This is a genomic window from Paenibacillus sp. NPDC056933 (assembly GCF_042674385.1).
Taxonomy (GTDB): domain Bacteria; phylum Bacillota; class Bacilli; order Paenibacillales; family Paenibacillaceae; genus Paenibacillus.
Map to the genome: position 1 here is coordinate 16,506 of NZ_JBHUQN010000009.1, position 15,661 is coordinate 32,166.

Annotated in this window: 14 protein-coding genes; 1 reads left to right on the forward strand and 13 read right to left on the reverse strand. The window is 49.1% G+C overall.

What is annotated here, in order from left to right; translation table 11 throughout:
* Positions 1–3: 3 nt before the first annotated feature.
* The 6 genes from ACFTRD_RS30850 to ACFTRD_RS30875 form a co-directional block, all read right to left on the reverse strand.
* Positions 4–885 carry a PP2C family protein-serine/threonine phosphatase gene (locus ACFTRD_RS30850; RefSeq protein ID WP_379386696.1) on the reverse strand — a complete coding sequence of 294 codons (882 nt, stop codon included), beginning with the start codon at positions 883–885 and terminating at the stop codon, positions 4–6.
* Complete coding sequence (locus ACFTRD_RS30855) at positions 870–1,403, reverse strand: FHA domain-containing protein (protein ID WP_062329786.1); 534 nt, start codon at positions 1,401–1,403, stop codon at positions 870–872. Before ACFTRD_RS30855 ends, ACFTRD_RS30850 begins: the two co-directional genes overlap by 16 nt.
* Positions 1,404–1,445: 42 nt before the next feature.
* Positions 1,446–1,997 carry an FHA domain-containing protein gene (locus tag ACFTRD_RS30860; protein WP_379386698.1) on the reverse strand — a complete coding sequence of 184 codons (552 nt, stop codon included), beginning with the start codon at positions 1,995–1,997 and terminating at the stop codon, positions 1,446–1,448.
* A 42-nt stretch (positions 1,998–2,039) separates the two neighbouring features.
* The gene (locus ACFTRD_RS30865; protein ID WP_379386700.1) at positions 2,040–2,501 is read right to left on the reverse strand and encodes a J domain-containing protein; all 462 of its coding nucleotides are present in this window, start codon (positions 2,499–2,501) and stop codon (positions 2,040–2,042) included.
* 125 nt (positions 2,502–2,626) lie between these two features.
* Positions 2,627–3,052, reverse strand: coding sequence for a hypothetical protein (locus ACFTRD_RS30870; protein WP_056695746.1), 426 nt, complete (start codon positions 3,050–3,052; stop codon positions 2,627–2,629).
* Positions 3,053–3,233: 181 nt separating this feature from the next.
* The gene (locus tag ACFTRD_RS30875) at positions 3,234–5,402 is read right to left on the reverse strand and encodes a hypothetical protein (protein ID WP_062329792.1); all 2,169 of its coding nucleotides are present in this window, start codon (positions 5,400–5,402) and stop codon (positions 3,234–3,236) included.
* A gap of 579 nt (positions 5,403–5,981) precedes the next feature.
* Between ACFTRD_RS30875 and ACFTRD_RS30880 the strand changes: the two genes are divergently transcribed.
* Entirely contained in the window at positions 5,982–8,048 is a 2,067-nt protein-coding gene (locus ACFTRD_RS30880; RefSeq protein WP_379386703.1) for a VWA domain-containing protein, read from the forward strand.
* A gap of 134 nt (positions 8,049–8,182) precedes the next feature.
* Here the strand turns inward: ACFTRD_RS30880 and ACFTRD_RS30885 are convergent, their stop codons facing one another.
* From ACFTRD_RS30885 to ACFTRD_RS30915, 7 genes are read right to left on the reverse strand one after another with little or no spacing between them, the layout of a single operon-like run.
* Positions 8,183–9,769: an FAD-dependent oxidoreductase gene (locus ACFTRD_RS30885; RefSeq protein WP_379386767.1), complete on the reverse strand. Its 1,587-nt coding sequence runs from the start codon at positions 9,767–9,769 to the stop codon at positions 8,183–8,185.
* 37 nt (positions 9,770–9,806) lie between these two features.
* The gene (locus tag ACFTRD_RS30890; protein ID WP_379386705.1) at positions 9,807–10,733 is read right to left on the reverse strand and encodes an ROK family protein; all 927 of its coding nucleotides are present in this window, start codon (positions 10,731–10,733) and stop codon (positions 9,807–9,809) included.
* Positions 10,734–10,746: 13 nt separating this feature from the next.
* Positions 10,747–11,574: a MurR/RpiR family transcriptional regulator gene (locus ACFTRD_RS30895; RefSeq protein WP_379386707.1), complete on the reverse strand. Its 828-nt coding sequence runs from the start codon at positions 11,572–11,574 to the stop codon at positions 10,747–10,749.
* Entirely contained in the window at positions 11,552–12,259 is a 708-nt protein-coding gene (locus tag ACFTRD_RS30900) for an N-acetylmannosamine-6-phosphate 2-epimerase (protein WP_379386709.1), read from the reverse strand. Before ACFTRD_RS30900 ends, ACFTRD_RS30895 begins: the two co-directional genes overlap by 23 nt.
* A gap of 33 nt (positions 12,260–12,292) precedes the next feature.
* Entirely contained in the window at positions 12,293–13,840 is a 1,548-nt protein-coding gene (locus ACFTRD_RS30905) for a DUF4127 family protein (protein WP_379386711.1), read from the reverse strand.
* A 56-nt stretch (positions 13,841–13,896) separates the two neighbouring features.
* Entirely contained in the window at positions 13,897–14,715 is an 819-nt protein-coding gene (locus ACFTRD_RS30910) for a carbohydrate ABC transporter permease (RefSeq protein ID WP_379386769.1), read from the reverse strand.
* 26 nt (positions 14,716–14,741) lie between these two features.
* Positions 14,742–15,623 (reverse strand): carbohydrate ABC transporter permease, encoded by an 882-nt coding sequence (locus ACFTRD_RS30915; RefSeq protein WP_192269281.1) that lies wholly within the window; start codon positions 15,621–15,623, stop codon positions 14,742–14,744.
* Between the last annotated feature and the right edge of the window lie 38 nt (positions 15,624–15,661).

The window sequence follows — 15,661 nt, forward strand, 5'->3', positions numbered from 1 at the left end:
CCGTTACCATCCTTGCTCCAAAATGATAATCGTGGCGTTATCCTGATGCACGAGCTGTTTTTCTTCAATTAAATCAATGATGGCCTGGGCTGCATCAAAGGGCGGAATATCTTGCGCCAGTATAGTCTCCAGTTCCATCTCCGTGAGGGAGTTGTATACCCCGTCACTGCATAACACAATCTTGTCCGCCGGCTGCAGTGCAAACGGCTCGTCCGCGATTTCCATTTGTTTAAAATGGTCGTACCCCAAATAGTTGACCAGCCTTTTGCGCTGCGGATTGTCAAGCGCCTCCTGCTCCGAGATCTCTCCAGACATATACTGTTCTTCAAGTTGGCTTTCCAGTGTGTGCTTGTGATTGATGGCAAGCAGCTCTCCTTTGCGAAACACGGCCAAGATGCTGTCCCCTACCGCACCCCAATACAGATCCCTGCCCTTGATCATGGCAGACACCAACGTTGTCCCTCCGGGAACGCCCAGCAAATTACGAAGAATGGCCTGATTTGCCGCATGGGAAGAAGCATCCCAGAACTCTTCCGGGTCAGGAAAACGTTCCAACTCTTCAAACTCCCGGATAAATGTTTCTACGGCAGTCGTACTGGCGACCTTTCCACCAGATAAGCCGCTAATTCCATCGGCAAGTACAGCAAGTACACCATGCGGCTGCACGGCACAGGCAAAATAATCATCCTGTTCATTGCGAGCACCAATGGTCTGTCCATTCCCAATCTGAACTCCAACCGGTCTATCGTCACGTTGCCTTACCGGAATCCGGCTTCGCACGAATAATAACAACCAGATCGACAAACAGCCTCCTGCAAGTACCCAGTAGGGCATCAGCTCCTTGTCGTTCCACAAAATCATGAAGGTGTTCACTGTTGCTCCCATTCAAAGTGCACACCGCACAATGGAATAAAAATGAATTTGCTTCGTCCCAATTGAATAACGTCGTAGGCAGCCAGTTCCACCGGAGAATAGACCGCTTCATTGTTGTGGTATGCGAGGCCTGAAGCATCGCCGGGCAATAAATAGAAATTCCGCTTTTTGGGATCATACACAATTACCGCGTGATTACGCCGAGAAATGGTGTTGTCTCCGAGGATGCGAACATGCATCTCTTCCGAACGTCCAATAAAGTTCTTTTCAGCCATTATTCGATAATCCTGGCCCATCTGCGGACCCTCGATGCACACCATCCAACCCGTTACCGGTTCAATTCCTGTCGTTTCGCCCAGGTATGGCATCGTTCTGTCATCCTCTGCCGTACGAGGTGCGCGCGGGATTGCACCCGCTGCCTCACCATTGCTGGCAGCTGGCGATTCAACGGCCAGATTGCAATATGGACATGTATTGCCGTGCCGTCTCGTGCTGAACATATGTCCGTTTCCACATCTTGTCAGACTCATTTCGTTTCATTCCCCCGTAAGCTTGTATGATGTACGCCAACGTTATTTCACCAAAATGCGGGTATTGGCAATATAAATTAAGTCCCCTGCCTCAATCAGACTGGGTTCTTCGATTTCCAATTTGGATGCTCTGCTTTGATTTCCTTTACGTACGCCTACTCCACTGGCCGAGTCGATATCCTCGATAAACCATTGACCCGAGGCTTTGTTCAATACGGCGTGTTGCGAGCTAATGAGAGACGCATAGGGTGTATCGGAGAGATCAATGTCAGCCTCGCTGTTCTTCGAACTTTTCCCGATCAAAACACTCGTTTCGCCCTGAATATACCATTCCTTCACACTTGTACCGTCGTCGTCCAGAAGGACAAGCTTTACGACACGCGAAGACAATTTCTTCTTTTCCGCCTTGGCGGCTGGCATGTATTTAAAATACAGGTATGCTCCTCCAGAGAGGACCACGATAATTCCAGTTACCCACTGGGCACTCATATCCCGGTTAATCATAAATATGTAATACATCACGGCTAACGAAATCATGGCGACGCAAGCGTCAAGCCCCATCGTCAATACCGACCTTCCTCGTTTCACTTCCATAACCTCCGCCTGAACCGGCATGATCCATAACGAGCTACCGGTCTACTTTTTTCGAACTCCGAAATATCGGTCAAACATAGCGGACATATCCATTCCTTTATTGGGACCGGCTTTGCCACCGTTTGGACTTTCCTTGCCTTTGGGGTGATAGCCAAAAAATTGTTCAAACTGTTCCTGCATCCGCGATGGATCCGACCATACTTTCTCGGTATTTGCACTCCCAGACTTCGCATTGCCTTTACTGTATCTGGCTGTACCGGATGCTGATCCCTTCGCTTGACCTGTATTACGTCCAGTGCGAAGCTGCTGATCATATAATGTCCTAAGCTCGGAATTTCCGAGTGTACTGTATGCCTCATGTACTTGCTTGAAACGCGCTTCTGCCTGTGCATCTCCCCCATTGACATCCGGGTGAAATTTCTTCGCCAATTGGCGATAAGCCTTCTTGATCTGCTCCGGAGAAGCTTCACGTTCTACACCAAGCACGGCATAATAATCTTTCATGGTATTCGTTCCTTCCTCCCTGCCGTATTCGGGCGTAAATAAAGATTAAGGGGCACCAGGGCCCCTTAACATGACAGCGTTGTTTCGGACAAAACTAGCTGGCCCGAGACAACAGTTGTTCCCTTCTATACAGGGAAGCCGCCTTCAATTTTAGTGAATTCAGTTTTGTCTTTTTTCTGTTTGATGAACAGGCTGAATTCACCTACGCCTTCGGTATCACCGAAACGCTCTGTGTAATCCACAACAAATGCGTTAGGCATGTAAATTTTGCGTACCACTTGATCTGCTGCAACCACTTCCAGGGTTACTTTGCGGTAGCAATCCGCTTTTTCAGCAGGCACGAGGGACCACAAAGCAAGTTTCATTGTGTCATCTGCATTGTCACCGTCGGTTGCAGTGATAATTTTGCCGCTGATGCGAAGTGTAGCGCCTACATCTGTGGATCTAGCGTTGGAATCATCTGGTGTATCCGTGTCATACACAACTGTACGGATATTATCCATTCCCAATTCGATTGTTTCTGCGCCTTCTACTTTCAATACAAAACCCATTAATAAAAACCTCCTTAAAATTAGGAAAAAATGTGCCCGGTATGCTCCCCATCTCGGGAGAGGTACCGGAATATATGTATAAAGGCAAGACGATGAAGTCTGCCTCTAACACCAAAATAAATGTCTATTATACGTTGTTTGATGAATTACTTTTAATAGTCAGACTTGTTCCAATGTATTCTTACACTTTCATCGCACTGGTGCCTTTAGTAATCATGACCTCCAGGTTCTTCACGTTGCCGTTAAATACCAGATCAATGTGGCACATGTTGCTCTTTTCATCGATGATAAAACTCATGTCGTCGCCTTCCTGAATGATCGAATTGATCGACCCTCGAGTTCCCAACCACCGGCTCTTCTGACTGCTCGGATTGTTGCTGAAGAATTTGACGATATTTTCATGCTTGAAATCACCGGTTTGGAAACGGAGCAAGCGCTCAATGTAAGTACTTACAAGTGTTTTGTACAAGGAGTCGAAACCATCTTCGGACATCGCCATGCTTCTCGCTTTATAGACCGTGATCCGCTTGATGTCGCTATCCTGGATTTGGGCATTTTCCGATGAGAAAATAAATCCAAAGTTTTTTCGGTTAATCAAATCCTTGATGGTATTTGTAAATCCGGAAATTTCTTTGGTCATTGTTGTTACAACACGCAAGCTGTTGTCCCCTGCCTCAATGTCAAAACGCACACCCGGATAATCACGGTTGACGTTCTTGAAAGCCCCTTTCAGGTATTCCGGACACTGATATGCAGCAACAATCCCTGCAGATACATAGGACGCTCCAACATACACGCCTTCAATCCACAGTTTCAGAATGTCTTCCTTCTCCTTCGAGAGTTCCACACCATTCTCTGTCTGAAGCATGCGACTGTCGATCACGACACCCGATTTCTCCTTGGGAATAATCGTGAAGTTTGGCGCACTCGGAATGGCAAACTCGCTGTATTCCTTGCGGGTCAACACTGAACATTTATCGATATACTTATCGATACCTGCGGTAGCCATACTGCTGAACGTGGTTTCTTCCCCGGATTCAAAACTGAAGAACACCTGCACCTTGTAATCCTTAACGACTTGAAGGAGCATTGCCAGAGATTCCATGCTGTTTCCGTCTTGTTTAACCACTTTCTCATTACCACGGAAACGGGCACGACTGACTTTGACTTGGCCTGTATTTTCCAGTTCTACGGAAGGAACGATACCGAACCAGATCGTATCGGTAAAATCATTCTTCGCGTTGACAGTATTGAGATATGTTTCAAGCCGTGGAATATTACTGCTCTTGACGAGCATATCCAGTTTGGCATTGGAGATCAGCATGGAAGGCAGCATGCCTTTATTCTTAATCGCATATTGGTCAAAGAACATTTTGACACCCAATATTTTCTCGACCAACGGTTTTACCGTTTTTACAAAATCATCCTTGGCGTTTTTGTAAAACTCCAGGTATGTATTGTAATTCTGCACTTCAACAGCAGTATCCACTTCGGACTGTACTGCAGGAAGCGGACAGAAGGTACGGACCACCAGATCCTGTACATACGGCGAAGGTGTCTCGGAGAGCGAGTCATAATCTTCGGCAAATACTTGCGTCAAATCAGTGCTTGTCGCTTCATCGAGAAGCATCAACTCGTTGTTATCACTCTTCGGAGCTTCGATAATTTTCAATTCTCCGCTCTCACCGATCGTAAGTTGTCCCACCTGGATCGCTTCAGAGGATGTTTCTTCCTGAGCCCGGCCCAACAACAAACGCGTCTTGATATCTTCAATGGCGAGTGGCAGCATGGCCATGACATTGTTGTAGTTCCGGCTTGCATCTTCAAACATAACATTCAGCTTATCCCCGATATCAAGCTTCTTCGGGTCACCGTCATCCAGCTTCTCATGCTGGCCGTACATGTAATGAATTTCTTTGCGCACCTGCCGAATGTCATCCATGACTTTCTTCGGTGAGATCATATCGAGCAGATTTTCAAACTTGAAATCAACGTTCGTAATCCCTTGACTACGCTTGGTGTCAATCAGGGTGAACAGCATTCTCAGAAAGTCGTTGCTATGGTCAATCTTGATCTCCGAGATCGCTTCTTCGGGAATACCTTCCGGCTTTTTAAGCGTATACATGACTTTCTGGTTTACCGCATTGAAAAAGGAGTACACGCTAGGTGAGAACTTGTCCAAGAACTCATCAAAGCTACGAACAAGCAAGTGTTCGTTAATCTCCTTGATCTTATCGTCACTCAGACTGTCGATGCCCTTAACATCACCGACAATGGTGATCAAGTCCAACTTCTCGGGATTGATTTCTTCAAAAAGCATCGTTCGGTTCGTTTGATTAATAATGTCCATTCAGGCAACATCCGCCAAGATAATGATTCATTTCGGGCGAATGCTTCCCCCCCTCCATCAATTTTTGACACTCCGCACATCTCTATCAGCCTTAAGTCATGATCCAGGAGAATCAACATCCCCAGCACACACAAGACCAATAGAACGAGCTGTCAACATACGACTGGAACTTATGTACCAGATTATGCCGTTTGCTTTGGAGATTTATGGAATTCATCTTAATCATCAGAGATATGTTTTGTCAACAATCCCCAATATAGGTCTAAAAGCTCATTTTATAACCTTCGATATACCTATAGAACTAATTTCTAGAATTCACTTCACTTCCTTACGAATCATGCCGATGATATAGAATATCCTATAATTTGGATGATGTTCAATGATTTAAGACTAGTGGAGTTTTCCCCCTAATTAAGAGTAAAAAGACTTAAAGTATGCGGTGTTGCATTATTATTAACAAACAAAAACTATGCATAACGGCCTTATATCGTGAATAAGCAAAAGTTTTAAAAAAAAATTTTAGTATTTCCAAAAAATGAACTCAAGTTTTCAAACCAGAAAGGAGATTTGAAGCCTCACATGATATTAATTAAATGCAAAAAAATACTGCTCTCCCTATTGGTGATTAGCGTTTTAATTCCAGCATGGGACATTGGGAGTTCGTACGCGGAATCATCTGTCAAGACCCACGCGTATGAAGGGCTTGATGCCATGTTTGTCCTGGATGTTAGCTACTCCATGAATGAGACCGACAAAGATCGCATCGCCGAAGAAGTTATACATATGTTTATGGATATGAGTAGTGGACCTAAGACTCGATTGGGATTTGTAGCTTATAATGATCAAATCACTTCATCCGTACCCCTAATGGATATATCATCCTCTGGGGCACGAAATAACCTTCGTAGTCGTGTTGACGGCTTAAAACGCTCAGGGTATACCGATCTTGGACTTGGCTTGCGCCGAGGTGCGAGCTTGCTCGAACAGTCCCAGACGGACAAACGAAAGCCATTTATGATTTTGCTCTCTGATGGGGAAACGGATTTGCGTGGTTCGTCGAGCAGAACACCAGCTGATTCTTCCAAAGATGTAGACAAGGTTATTGAGATGGCTCAAAAAGCTAATTATCCCATCTATACCGTCGGACTAAACCGCGATGGTACAGTTAACCCCGCTGAACTGGAGCGGATAGCTCAGGAGACGGGTGGATCTTCCTTTATCACGGGAAGTGCAGACGACTTGCCTGAAATTTTCAACCGGATTTTTGCAGATCAGATTCAATCTGTTCTAGTATCTGTGGCAGCAGTAACAGCAACAGGGGCAATGCAGGAGGTAACTGTGGACATTCCCAATTCAAGCATGGCGGATGCTAACATTATCATGCTCTCGGATCATGCTGTCTCTGAAGCTCAGCTGTATTATCAGTCGAGCAATGTCAGCTTCATCCGATCTGATAAATATGCTCTAATGAAGATCATTCGTCCGGTCAAAGGACAGTTCAAGCTGAAATTCAAGGGGCGCAGCGGAGATTTGGTGAAGATCAATCTACTTGGTAACTACAACGTGTCTGCGGTTGCAAATATGGCAACGGAGCAGCCTGTTAAGGGGAAAAGCATCACATTTGAAGCCTCTCTCTACGATCAGGCCGTGAACCCTAAACCCATTCAGGATTTGAATGTTTACAAGGGACTTGAAGCAGAACTCATTGTGACCCCGTCTGATGGCAAAACAGAGCGTATCCCTTTGGCCAATACAGGCAGCGGGTTTAAGGGGAACTACACTTTTCCAAAATCGGGTATATACACATGGGGTCTTCGGATTGATGGTCCTGACTTTTATCGGGAGATCACCCCCGTTGAAGTAGATATTACGAATCAGGCCCCCATAGCAACCGGGGAGTCCATGGTGTTATCCAAAGACGATAGCAATACAGAGGCTGATCTAAGCAACTATTTTAAGGATGCCAATAATGACCCATTAACGTATGCCCTCTCAGAAGGTGGGAGTGAGCGCAAACTCGGAGACGCTGTCATTGAAGGCAATATACTGCGCTGGTCTTCGCTTCACACCGGTAGTTCATCTATCAAGGTAACCGCAACGGATTCCGAAGGCGCGAGTGTAACCGCAGACATTCAGTTGCAAATTCATTCTTTACGTGAAAAGGTACTGCTATATACGGGACTCGGTCTCCTCGCAGCCGGGGGCATCTTCGCCCTGTATTGGTTTGTGCTGAAACCAAAACCTGTATTCCGCGGAAGACTGGAAGGATACTTCTTGGCCACTGCAAACGGAGAAGATATTCCCGTGACGAATTGGCCACTGACTTCATTGGAGCGACGGAAAGTAAGTCTCAGTGAACTATTTGATCGGATGGACATTGGGATTAAGGTACCGGAGTCAGGACGAATCTGGCTGGAGGCTGGTAAAAAGGAAACGTTATTGGTACGACATGATACGAACTGCACAGTCGTTCGGGGACGAACACCCGTGAAGCCCAGGCATACAGAAGCTCTGGAGTATAATGAAAAGTTGTATATTACGTTTGAGGATGGAGTCACGGAGATTGAAATTCGATACAAAGCCATCAAACCAAGTACCAATATCTATGTAGGACAAAAGAAAGATCCACAGCACGCCATGGGGTAATCGGAGTGTTGAAGAGAGCTAATCCACTAACAGAAAATGATTCCTGTACTCAACAGGAATCATTTTTTTATCCCCTTGTTATCTCTAATATGCAAGTGTATAGCTATTATAGAGATTTTCTACCAGACGTCTGTCTAACGATCCCCTTCCAGCTCCGCATCTGTCCAATGAAGCTGAACACCCTGCCGAATCAGCTGTGCCTGATAGGACTGAAGATGCTCATCTGTCTCTCTTACTGCTGTCGGTTCTACCTGATTGGCAATCGCATATGCCGCAAGGGTACCGGATGCCTCACCAATATTCCATTCGGTGGGATGCAGACGGTAACACCCGTTCGCGATCTGGGTCATGGAAATATTTTTGCAGGCTGGAAGCAGGTTCTTCATCCGCACCGGGATCAGCGAGCCCAAGGGAATCTCATAGGGATGATTAGGAATATAAAAGGTCCGCTGACTCACGGTTGTGGGATGGAGATCCAGATGATAGCTGCCTACCCCTACGCTGTCCTTGTAACGTTTTGCTCCCTTTGCCCCACGCAATTCCTTGCTCACGTCCTGTTCGGTTACGGTATACAGGCCGCGGATTCGACGTGATTCCCGAATATACGGAGCTTTTGCTAGACCATCATCCGTGCCCAGCACATCTCCGCGCAACCGTACGCCGGGGTAGCCCCGTCCTCCATCGAGGCGGGGAGCCTCCGTTTGAAGCCAATACACCAAAGAGAGCGTAAGCTGCCTTGCGCTATCCAGATGTTGTTGCCTTTCCTCTGGGGATACCCCGATCAGGGGACCAGCATAATAATCGTTCAGCGCCCAGTTAAGCAGTGTAACTTCACCATCGTTCAACGGTTCTGACCATAGTTCGGGATCAACGATCCGACGATAATCCCATAAGGAGACAACACCTTGTTCATTCGGGAACATCGTGAACTCTTTCAGCTTGGAGGTATCATTGGCATCTGAAGCATACCAGCTCAGGATCGGATACGATGAGAACGAGGGAACATACTGACGCCAGTAGTCATATTCCCGAGGACGGGGAATCGTGAAGTTTCCATCGTGTACATAATCCACCGCCGCCACATGGGTAATCGACTGCATATCTAGCGGGTCCGCTTCTTCCAGGGCATGAGGCTCACCCGTCTCCCGCCTAGATTCTGCTCCGCTTACATGCTCCACTCCGGCAAGGGGAAGCAGATCGCTGCATTCTGTGGCATCCAGATAATAGGCCCCCCGGAGCTTAATCAATCCTCCCGTTCGCCCTTCCCGCACAGTCACGCCAGTCACCCGATCACCTGCTGTATCCACATGAACGGGTACGGTATGATAGAGCACTTCAATCCGTCCAGTATTCACATAGGGAGCAAGCATCTCGTGCAGAACCGCAAGTGCTACCTTGGGCTCATGCGTCAAGCGGCTGACCCAGCCATTGCCAGGGTTCAGAATGGGATTACACCTAGCGGATTCTGTAAGCGGGTAATTCCGTCTGTAATAATCCCTGACCCTGCTGCGAAACTCACGGTACGAAGCGGTGCAGCCGGATTGTTCAATCCAGCGGTGCTCATCCGGTGGCACTGCTTGTGAGGTCAATTGACCACCAAGCCAGTCCGTCTCTTCCGTCAAAAGAACCCGCTGACCCGCTTTGGCTGCGGCCAGTGCAGCTGCCGTCCCGCCAAGTCCGCCACCGATAATAACAACATCAGTGCATTTTTCCTGCTCCATAGCCATGCGCTTTCTCCTCCTTGTCACTGCCTCCGAGTCAGGCTGATCCGTCTTGGTACAGCCGCTCCATAGCCAGTCTTGCCGCCCCGAAGCAACCAGCCCGGTTGCCAAGTTCAGCAGCAACAATCCGGTCTGCCAGCCCTTCACGGTGCAGCTTGTTGGTAAGCCGATGCCACCATATGGCATGATCATGAATCACTCCACCACCGAGGATAATCAACTCGGGATCCATCGATGCACTGATATTGGCCATAACCAGCGCCAAGTCGGCAGTGTATTGCTCCAGAACGATGAGCGCAGCTGCTTCTCCCCTTCCTGCGGCTGCCATGATTTCACGGCCATGAGTATACGTGCTCTCCGTCTGTTCTAGTGCAATCCGCTGCAGCGCACTGCCAGAGACATATTGCTCCACACAACCCTGTTTGCCACAATTGCAAGGATGCCCTCCAGGCACAAGTACACTGTGCCCCCAATCCCCACCGCGCCAGCCAGCTCCGCGCAGCAGCCGTCCTTCGCACATGTTGGCACCTCCGACACCGGTGCCAAGAGTCAGCATCACCAGGCTTTGCTTGCCACGTCCTGCCCCAAGCCACACCTCTCCGATCAACGCGGCATTGGCATCGTTATCCGCAACTGCAGGCAATCCGAACGTTTCCTTCGCCCATTGCGTCAGCGGCATGCCCTGCCAACCAGGTAAATTGTCGGTCGCGTAGACTACTTCCCCCGTAGTTGCATTCACCCTGCCCGCTGAAGCGATGCCCATGGCCTCCACCTCGGCACATCTTGCCAGCAGCTCACTCAACAGCTCATTCAACTGACCAAGTATACCTTTCCGGCCCTGACATGCCTCAGTTGCTCGTTCCATTTCCGCAAGAACCATTCCGGTTTCATTAACCACAAGTCCCTTGATCCCCGTTCCTCCGATATCCACGCCAATGACCTGCCGCAGCTGCTTCTCCCCCATTCAGATACATGGTTCAATAAATACGGTCAATTACCGCCCTTGCTGTCCATTCCTTCATCCTCTTGCTCTCTTCCACATGCAGTCCCTCCAACCCCTGGCAGAGAAGATCGATAATGAACAACTGGGATATTTTGGCCCCGACGGACCCACCTTCGAGCGGAGATTCCTTCCCGGCAGTCAAAAGTACGATATCTGCAATGGAAGCAACAGGGGATTTCGCATAATTCGTCATGGCAATAACCTTTGCTCCGTTCTGCTTGGCCTTCCTCAGCATATCATTCGTATCCAGCGTGCTCCCCGACACACTGATTCCAAAAGCAACATCGCCTTCCCCCATCGTCACCGCCATCATGGACTGAATATGGCTGTCGGAATTGGCTTCCACGCGCCGACCGATGCGCAAGAAGCGGTTTTTGGCATCCAGGGCCGTGATCCCCGAAGAGCCCACGCCAAAGAACTGTACATGTCGTGCTTGATCAAGGCACTGTACAGTCTGCTTCAGTTGTTCTCGATCCAGCATCCCCTGAGTCGACTGAAGCACACCTACCATGGAAGCATATAATTGGTCCGCAACATCACTCTCTTCACCCCCGCTTTCCGGAAGGTTCTGCCGTTTTGGCAGCCCCTGGGCCAACATCAGCTTGAAATCCTGGTAACCTTTAAACCCGATTTTACGACAGAAGCGCATCACCGTAGTTTCTCCCGTTCCTGCAAAATCAGCCAGCTCCGTCACGGATAGATAGATCAGGTTATCCGGATGCTCCACGACGCAACGCGCTACCTTCTGCTCCGACTTGGTCATTGAAGGGTAATACGTATTAATTCGATCGTTCATTTCCATCGTTTCTCATCCTCACTTTTGTCGTCACTGCCGCAAACCGCCGGGTAATCAGCTGGGGCCGTGTTATCGCGGAGCCTACCACAACAGCGTAGGCCCCCAGTTCCAGCGCCTTTTCCACCTGGGAAGGCTGGCTGATTCGGCCTTCAGCAATGACCGGAATCTTCAGACGCTGGGCAGCTAGCTTCAGCAGCTCCAGATTCGGTCCATCCTGCTGCTGGGAGTAAGGGGTGTAACCGGAGAGTGTAGTTGAGACACAACTAACTCCTAGCGATTCAGCATATACCGCCTCCTCCAGAATGGAGATGTCTGCCATGGAAACCGTTCCGTTGTCGTTCAGAAAGCCTGTAATTTGCTCAAGCGTATCATTCTCCGGCCGCTTCTGCCGGGTCGCATCCAATGCAATGATGTCTGCACCAGCCTCCAGCAGCTCGTCGATTTCTCTCATCGTGGGGGTGATATATACAGCAGAATCCGGGTAATTGCGCTTCACAATACCGATGACTGGCAGCGATACGGCTTGTTTGATGGCCCGCACATCCGCAGCACCGTTCGCCCGGATCCCGGCTGCTCCGCCTTCTTCAGCCGCTGCAGCCATCCGCGCCATGTACACCGCGCCGTGCAGCGGCTCATCCGGCAGCGCCTGACAGGAAACAATCAGCCCCTGATGCAGTTTCTCCAGGACCATTTTTTTCAGGCTCCCCACCTTCTCTCTCATCATCTAATTCTTCAGCCCAAGGGCGGCAGGAACAAACCGTACAGAGAGCCCCACTTCGAACATCCGGTTCCACGGCATGTAACAATTGGTAATCTCTACACTCCCAGAAGAACTGTCTATTCGTACAGCAAGCTCCTGACGCAGCCGTTCCTCTACTCGGGCAGCGATACGGCCGCGTGGCCCATCCAGCAGATATTTGCCATACCCCATCTCCTGCACCGGGCCATTACTCAGTTCTCCCCGCACAACTGAACAATAGCAGACATCTTCGGCATACCGCAGCGCCAGAAAATCAAGATGTTCTTGTGTACGCCCATAGATCAGATAGATCATGGCCTGCGAGATGACGGTCCCGAGCGAATTGGAACTGGTATTCCAGGCCGCATATCCGGCAAGATCGAATAACATGTCTTTTTGCCGCAGCATCTTGACCAGCTTCTGATCACCGCCATTGGCGTACCCGACATCCGCAACTGCAATCGGTTTCCCCTTGCATCGGAGCAGATAATCCCCGTATTCAATTAATTCCATCAGGTTCCGGTACACATCATAACTGTAGAAAGAATGCTGCTGCGATACCGCCTCTGCCATCGTCTCACCCGGTGTACTGATCAGCAGAATCAGATCCGCTTCATCTGCACTTGATGCAATGAGCCCGCCTGCGGCCAGAATCTGATACTTCAGGGTCTCATAGAAAAATCGATCCTCGAACAGCGGCGTAACAAACGCTCCCTGCACAGACGACAAGCGGGGATACACAAGCGGCATTCGGCCGCGGGTCTTGTTCATCATCCGGGTAAGCAGTACGCAGCCCACTTCGTCTGCTCCTGGATACATATATACCTTAAGCTCCAGATCCAGAGCAGTAATGCTTGCCCGGACCTTCTCTTGATCCTTCGCCGTATGACCATAAGGCGCTGAATCATCCTGAGGAACAATCATGAAATCGATAATTCCTTCCTTTACCAGAGCCATCACCTGTTGGTTCGCTGCAATATTGATCGCCCTTCGCCCAAGGTAATCTTCCAGCACCTTGGCTGGCAGCCGGGTATCAATATCATTCAGTTCCGCGATCTCCTCGTCAGTCGCAATCCCCAGTTCCAGCCGATGGCTGATGAAACCCTTGCGGAAGATTTCCCGCCCCCAATCCGCATAATAGTCCGGTTCTTCATCCGACAGGGAATATTGCGGACAGCGCATAATCAGTTGGAACGCGTATAAGGTCAGCTGAGGATGACGCTCCTTGATTCCCCTAAGTCGCTCCAGACGTTCGGTCAGTTCTTCCAGCTTCAACTCATGCAGTCTCGATGGAATAATACCGCCATATAGAAGTGTATCCAGCGCGACAACAGCACCGTCTGCCCCTGTACAGCTTTCCTCGAACCAGGACCAGAGCTGCTCCACATCACCAGGGCGTTTCTTGAGCCCCATCATTTCTAAGGGCGGACGTTCCACTGTGAATTCTGTCCCATGGGCCAATAAATAAGGAAAATTATAATTGCACGGCCGTTCATCCAACGGGACAAGTGCTAGCTTATACTGCTTTGGCATGAATGTGATCACCCTTTCTGTACTTGGGGTCCGGTCATCTTCGTATCTCGTTCGTTCTACCCTTTAATCGCACCTGCAATGCCTTCCATATAGTATTTCTGTGTGAAGAGAAACACAATGATAATGGGCAGCACCGAAATCATCGTTCCGGCGGCAATCCAGCCAAAGTTATATGAGAACTGACCGTTCAGATACGTAAGTGCTGCTGCCAGCGGATATTTCTGCGGATCATCCAGCACTACAATCGGCCACAGGAAATTGTTCCAGAACGCCATAACCTCCAGCAATCCGATGACGGCAATGCCCGGTTTGACCAGAGGCATGACGAGCTGTACGAAGATACGAAGCTCGGAGGCTCCATCCATTTTGCCAGAATCCCTGATATCCACCGGTATGCCCAAGAAAGTCTGCCGCATTAGAAAGATGTTGAACACTGACACCGCAGCTGGAAGCACCACCCCAAGAAACGTATTGCCCAGATGCAAGGCCTGTATGGTCAAATAATGCACAATCATGGCCGTTGCCGACGGAATAACCATGGTCGAGATCAGCAGCGTAAATACCAGATTCCTTCCCTTGAACCGGAAAACCGCCAGCGGATATGCCGTCAGACAGGACAAAATAATGTTGAAAACCACACCAAGCAGGGTGATGACTACGGTATTCATAATGTAGCGCGGAAACTCCATGAACTCCCACACCTGCACATAGTTGTCGAATGCGATGAACGTAGGCAGGATCGCTGGCGGATTGGCGAACACATTGCGACCCGGCATTAGCGATACACTAAGCAGCCACAGGAAAGGACCCATCATGAACAGGGCAAGCAGGATTAACAGCACATAGGTGATCACATAGCGAAGACATGTTTTCATTTTTTTAGACGAAAGTGTACTCAGAATCAATAGGAATTCACCCCGCCTTTCCGGTTCAGACGGAACACCAGCACGCTAAGCGCCCCTACTAACACACTGACAATCAGTCCAAGTGCCGAGGCATAACCAAAGTTAAACTGCTCCAGCCCTTTTTGAAAAATATAAACACTTGAGGTCAACGTGGATGTTCCCGGTCCGCCTTTGGTCAAAATGTAGACCTCGTCGAACACGCGGATCGCCCCCATTACCGAGATTAAGGTACAAAACAGAATATGCGGCCGCAACAAGGGAATGGTTACGTGAACAATCATTCTCAGCGGCCCAGCCCCATCCACCCGGGCTGCTTCATACAGATCAGCAGGAATGCCCTGAAGTCCTGCCAGATACAGCATCATGTAGTAGCCCAGGCCTTTCCACATGGTGATGAACATCAAAACATACAACGCCGTACTGCTCGTAGAGAGCCATGAGACCTGCTCGCTGAGAACGCCTGCCTTCAGCAGAAGATAATTGACCACGCCATTATTGCCCAAGAGCCAGCTCCAGATCAGCGCTACGGCAACCATTGAGGTTACAACCGGTATATAGTAGGCAGCCCGAAACATTTTGACACCCGGAATCCGGCTGTTGACCAGAATCGCCATTAAGATTGAGAGGAGTTGAATCACGGGTACAATCAGCACATACACCAGCGAATTCCACAGCGAAACCAGAAAATTGTGATCTTTGAAGGCACGAGTGAAGTTATCCAGTCCTACGTAATGCGTCTCCGTAATAACAGAATAATCGGTGAATGAGAGCGGTATTCCGTAAATAATCGGCCAAAAGGTAAACACTGCCAAAAACAATAAGCCTGGTGCCATAAACGCCCATGCGGTAAAAGATTCGGATCGAATCGCCTTATACACCCCGTTATGCCTCCCTCTCCTCAAGGATCGAGGGGGAG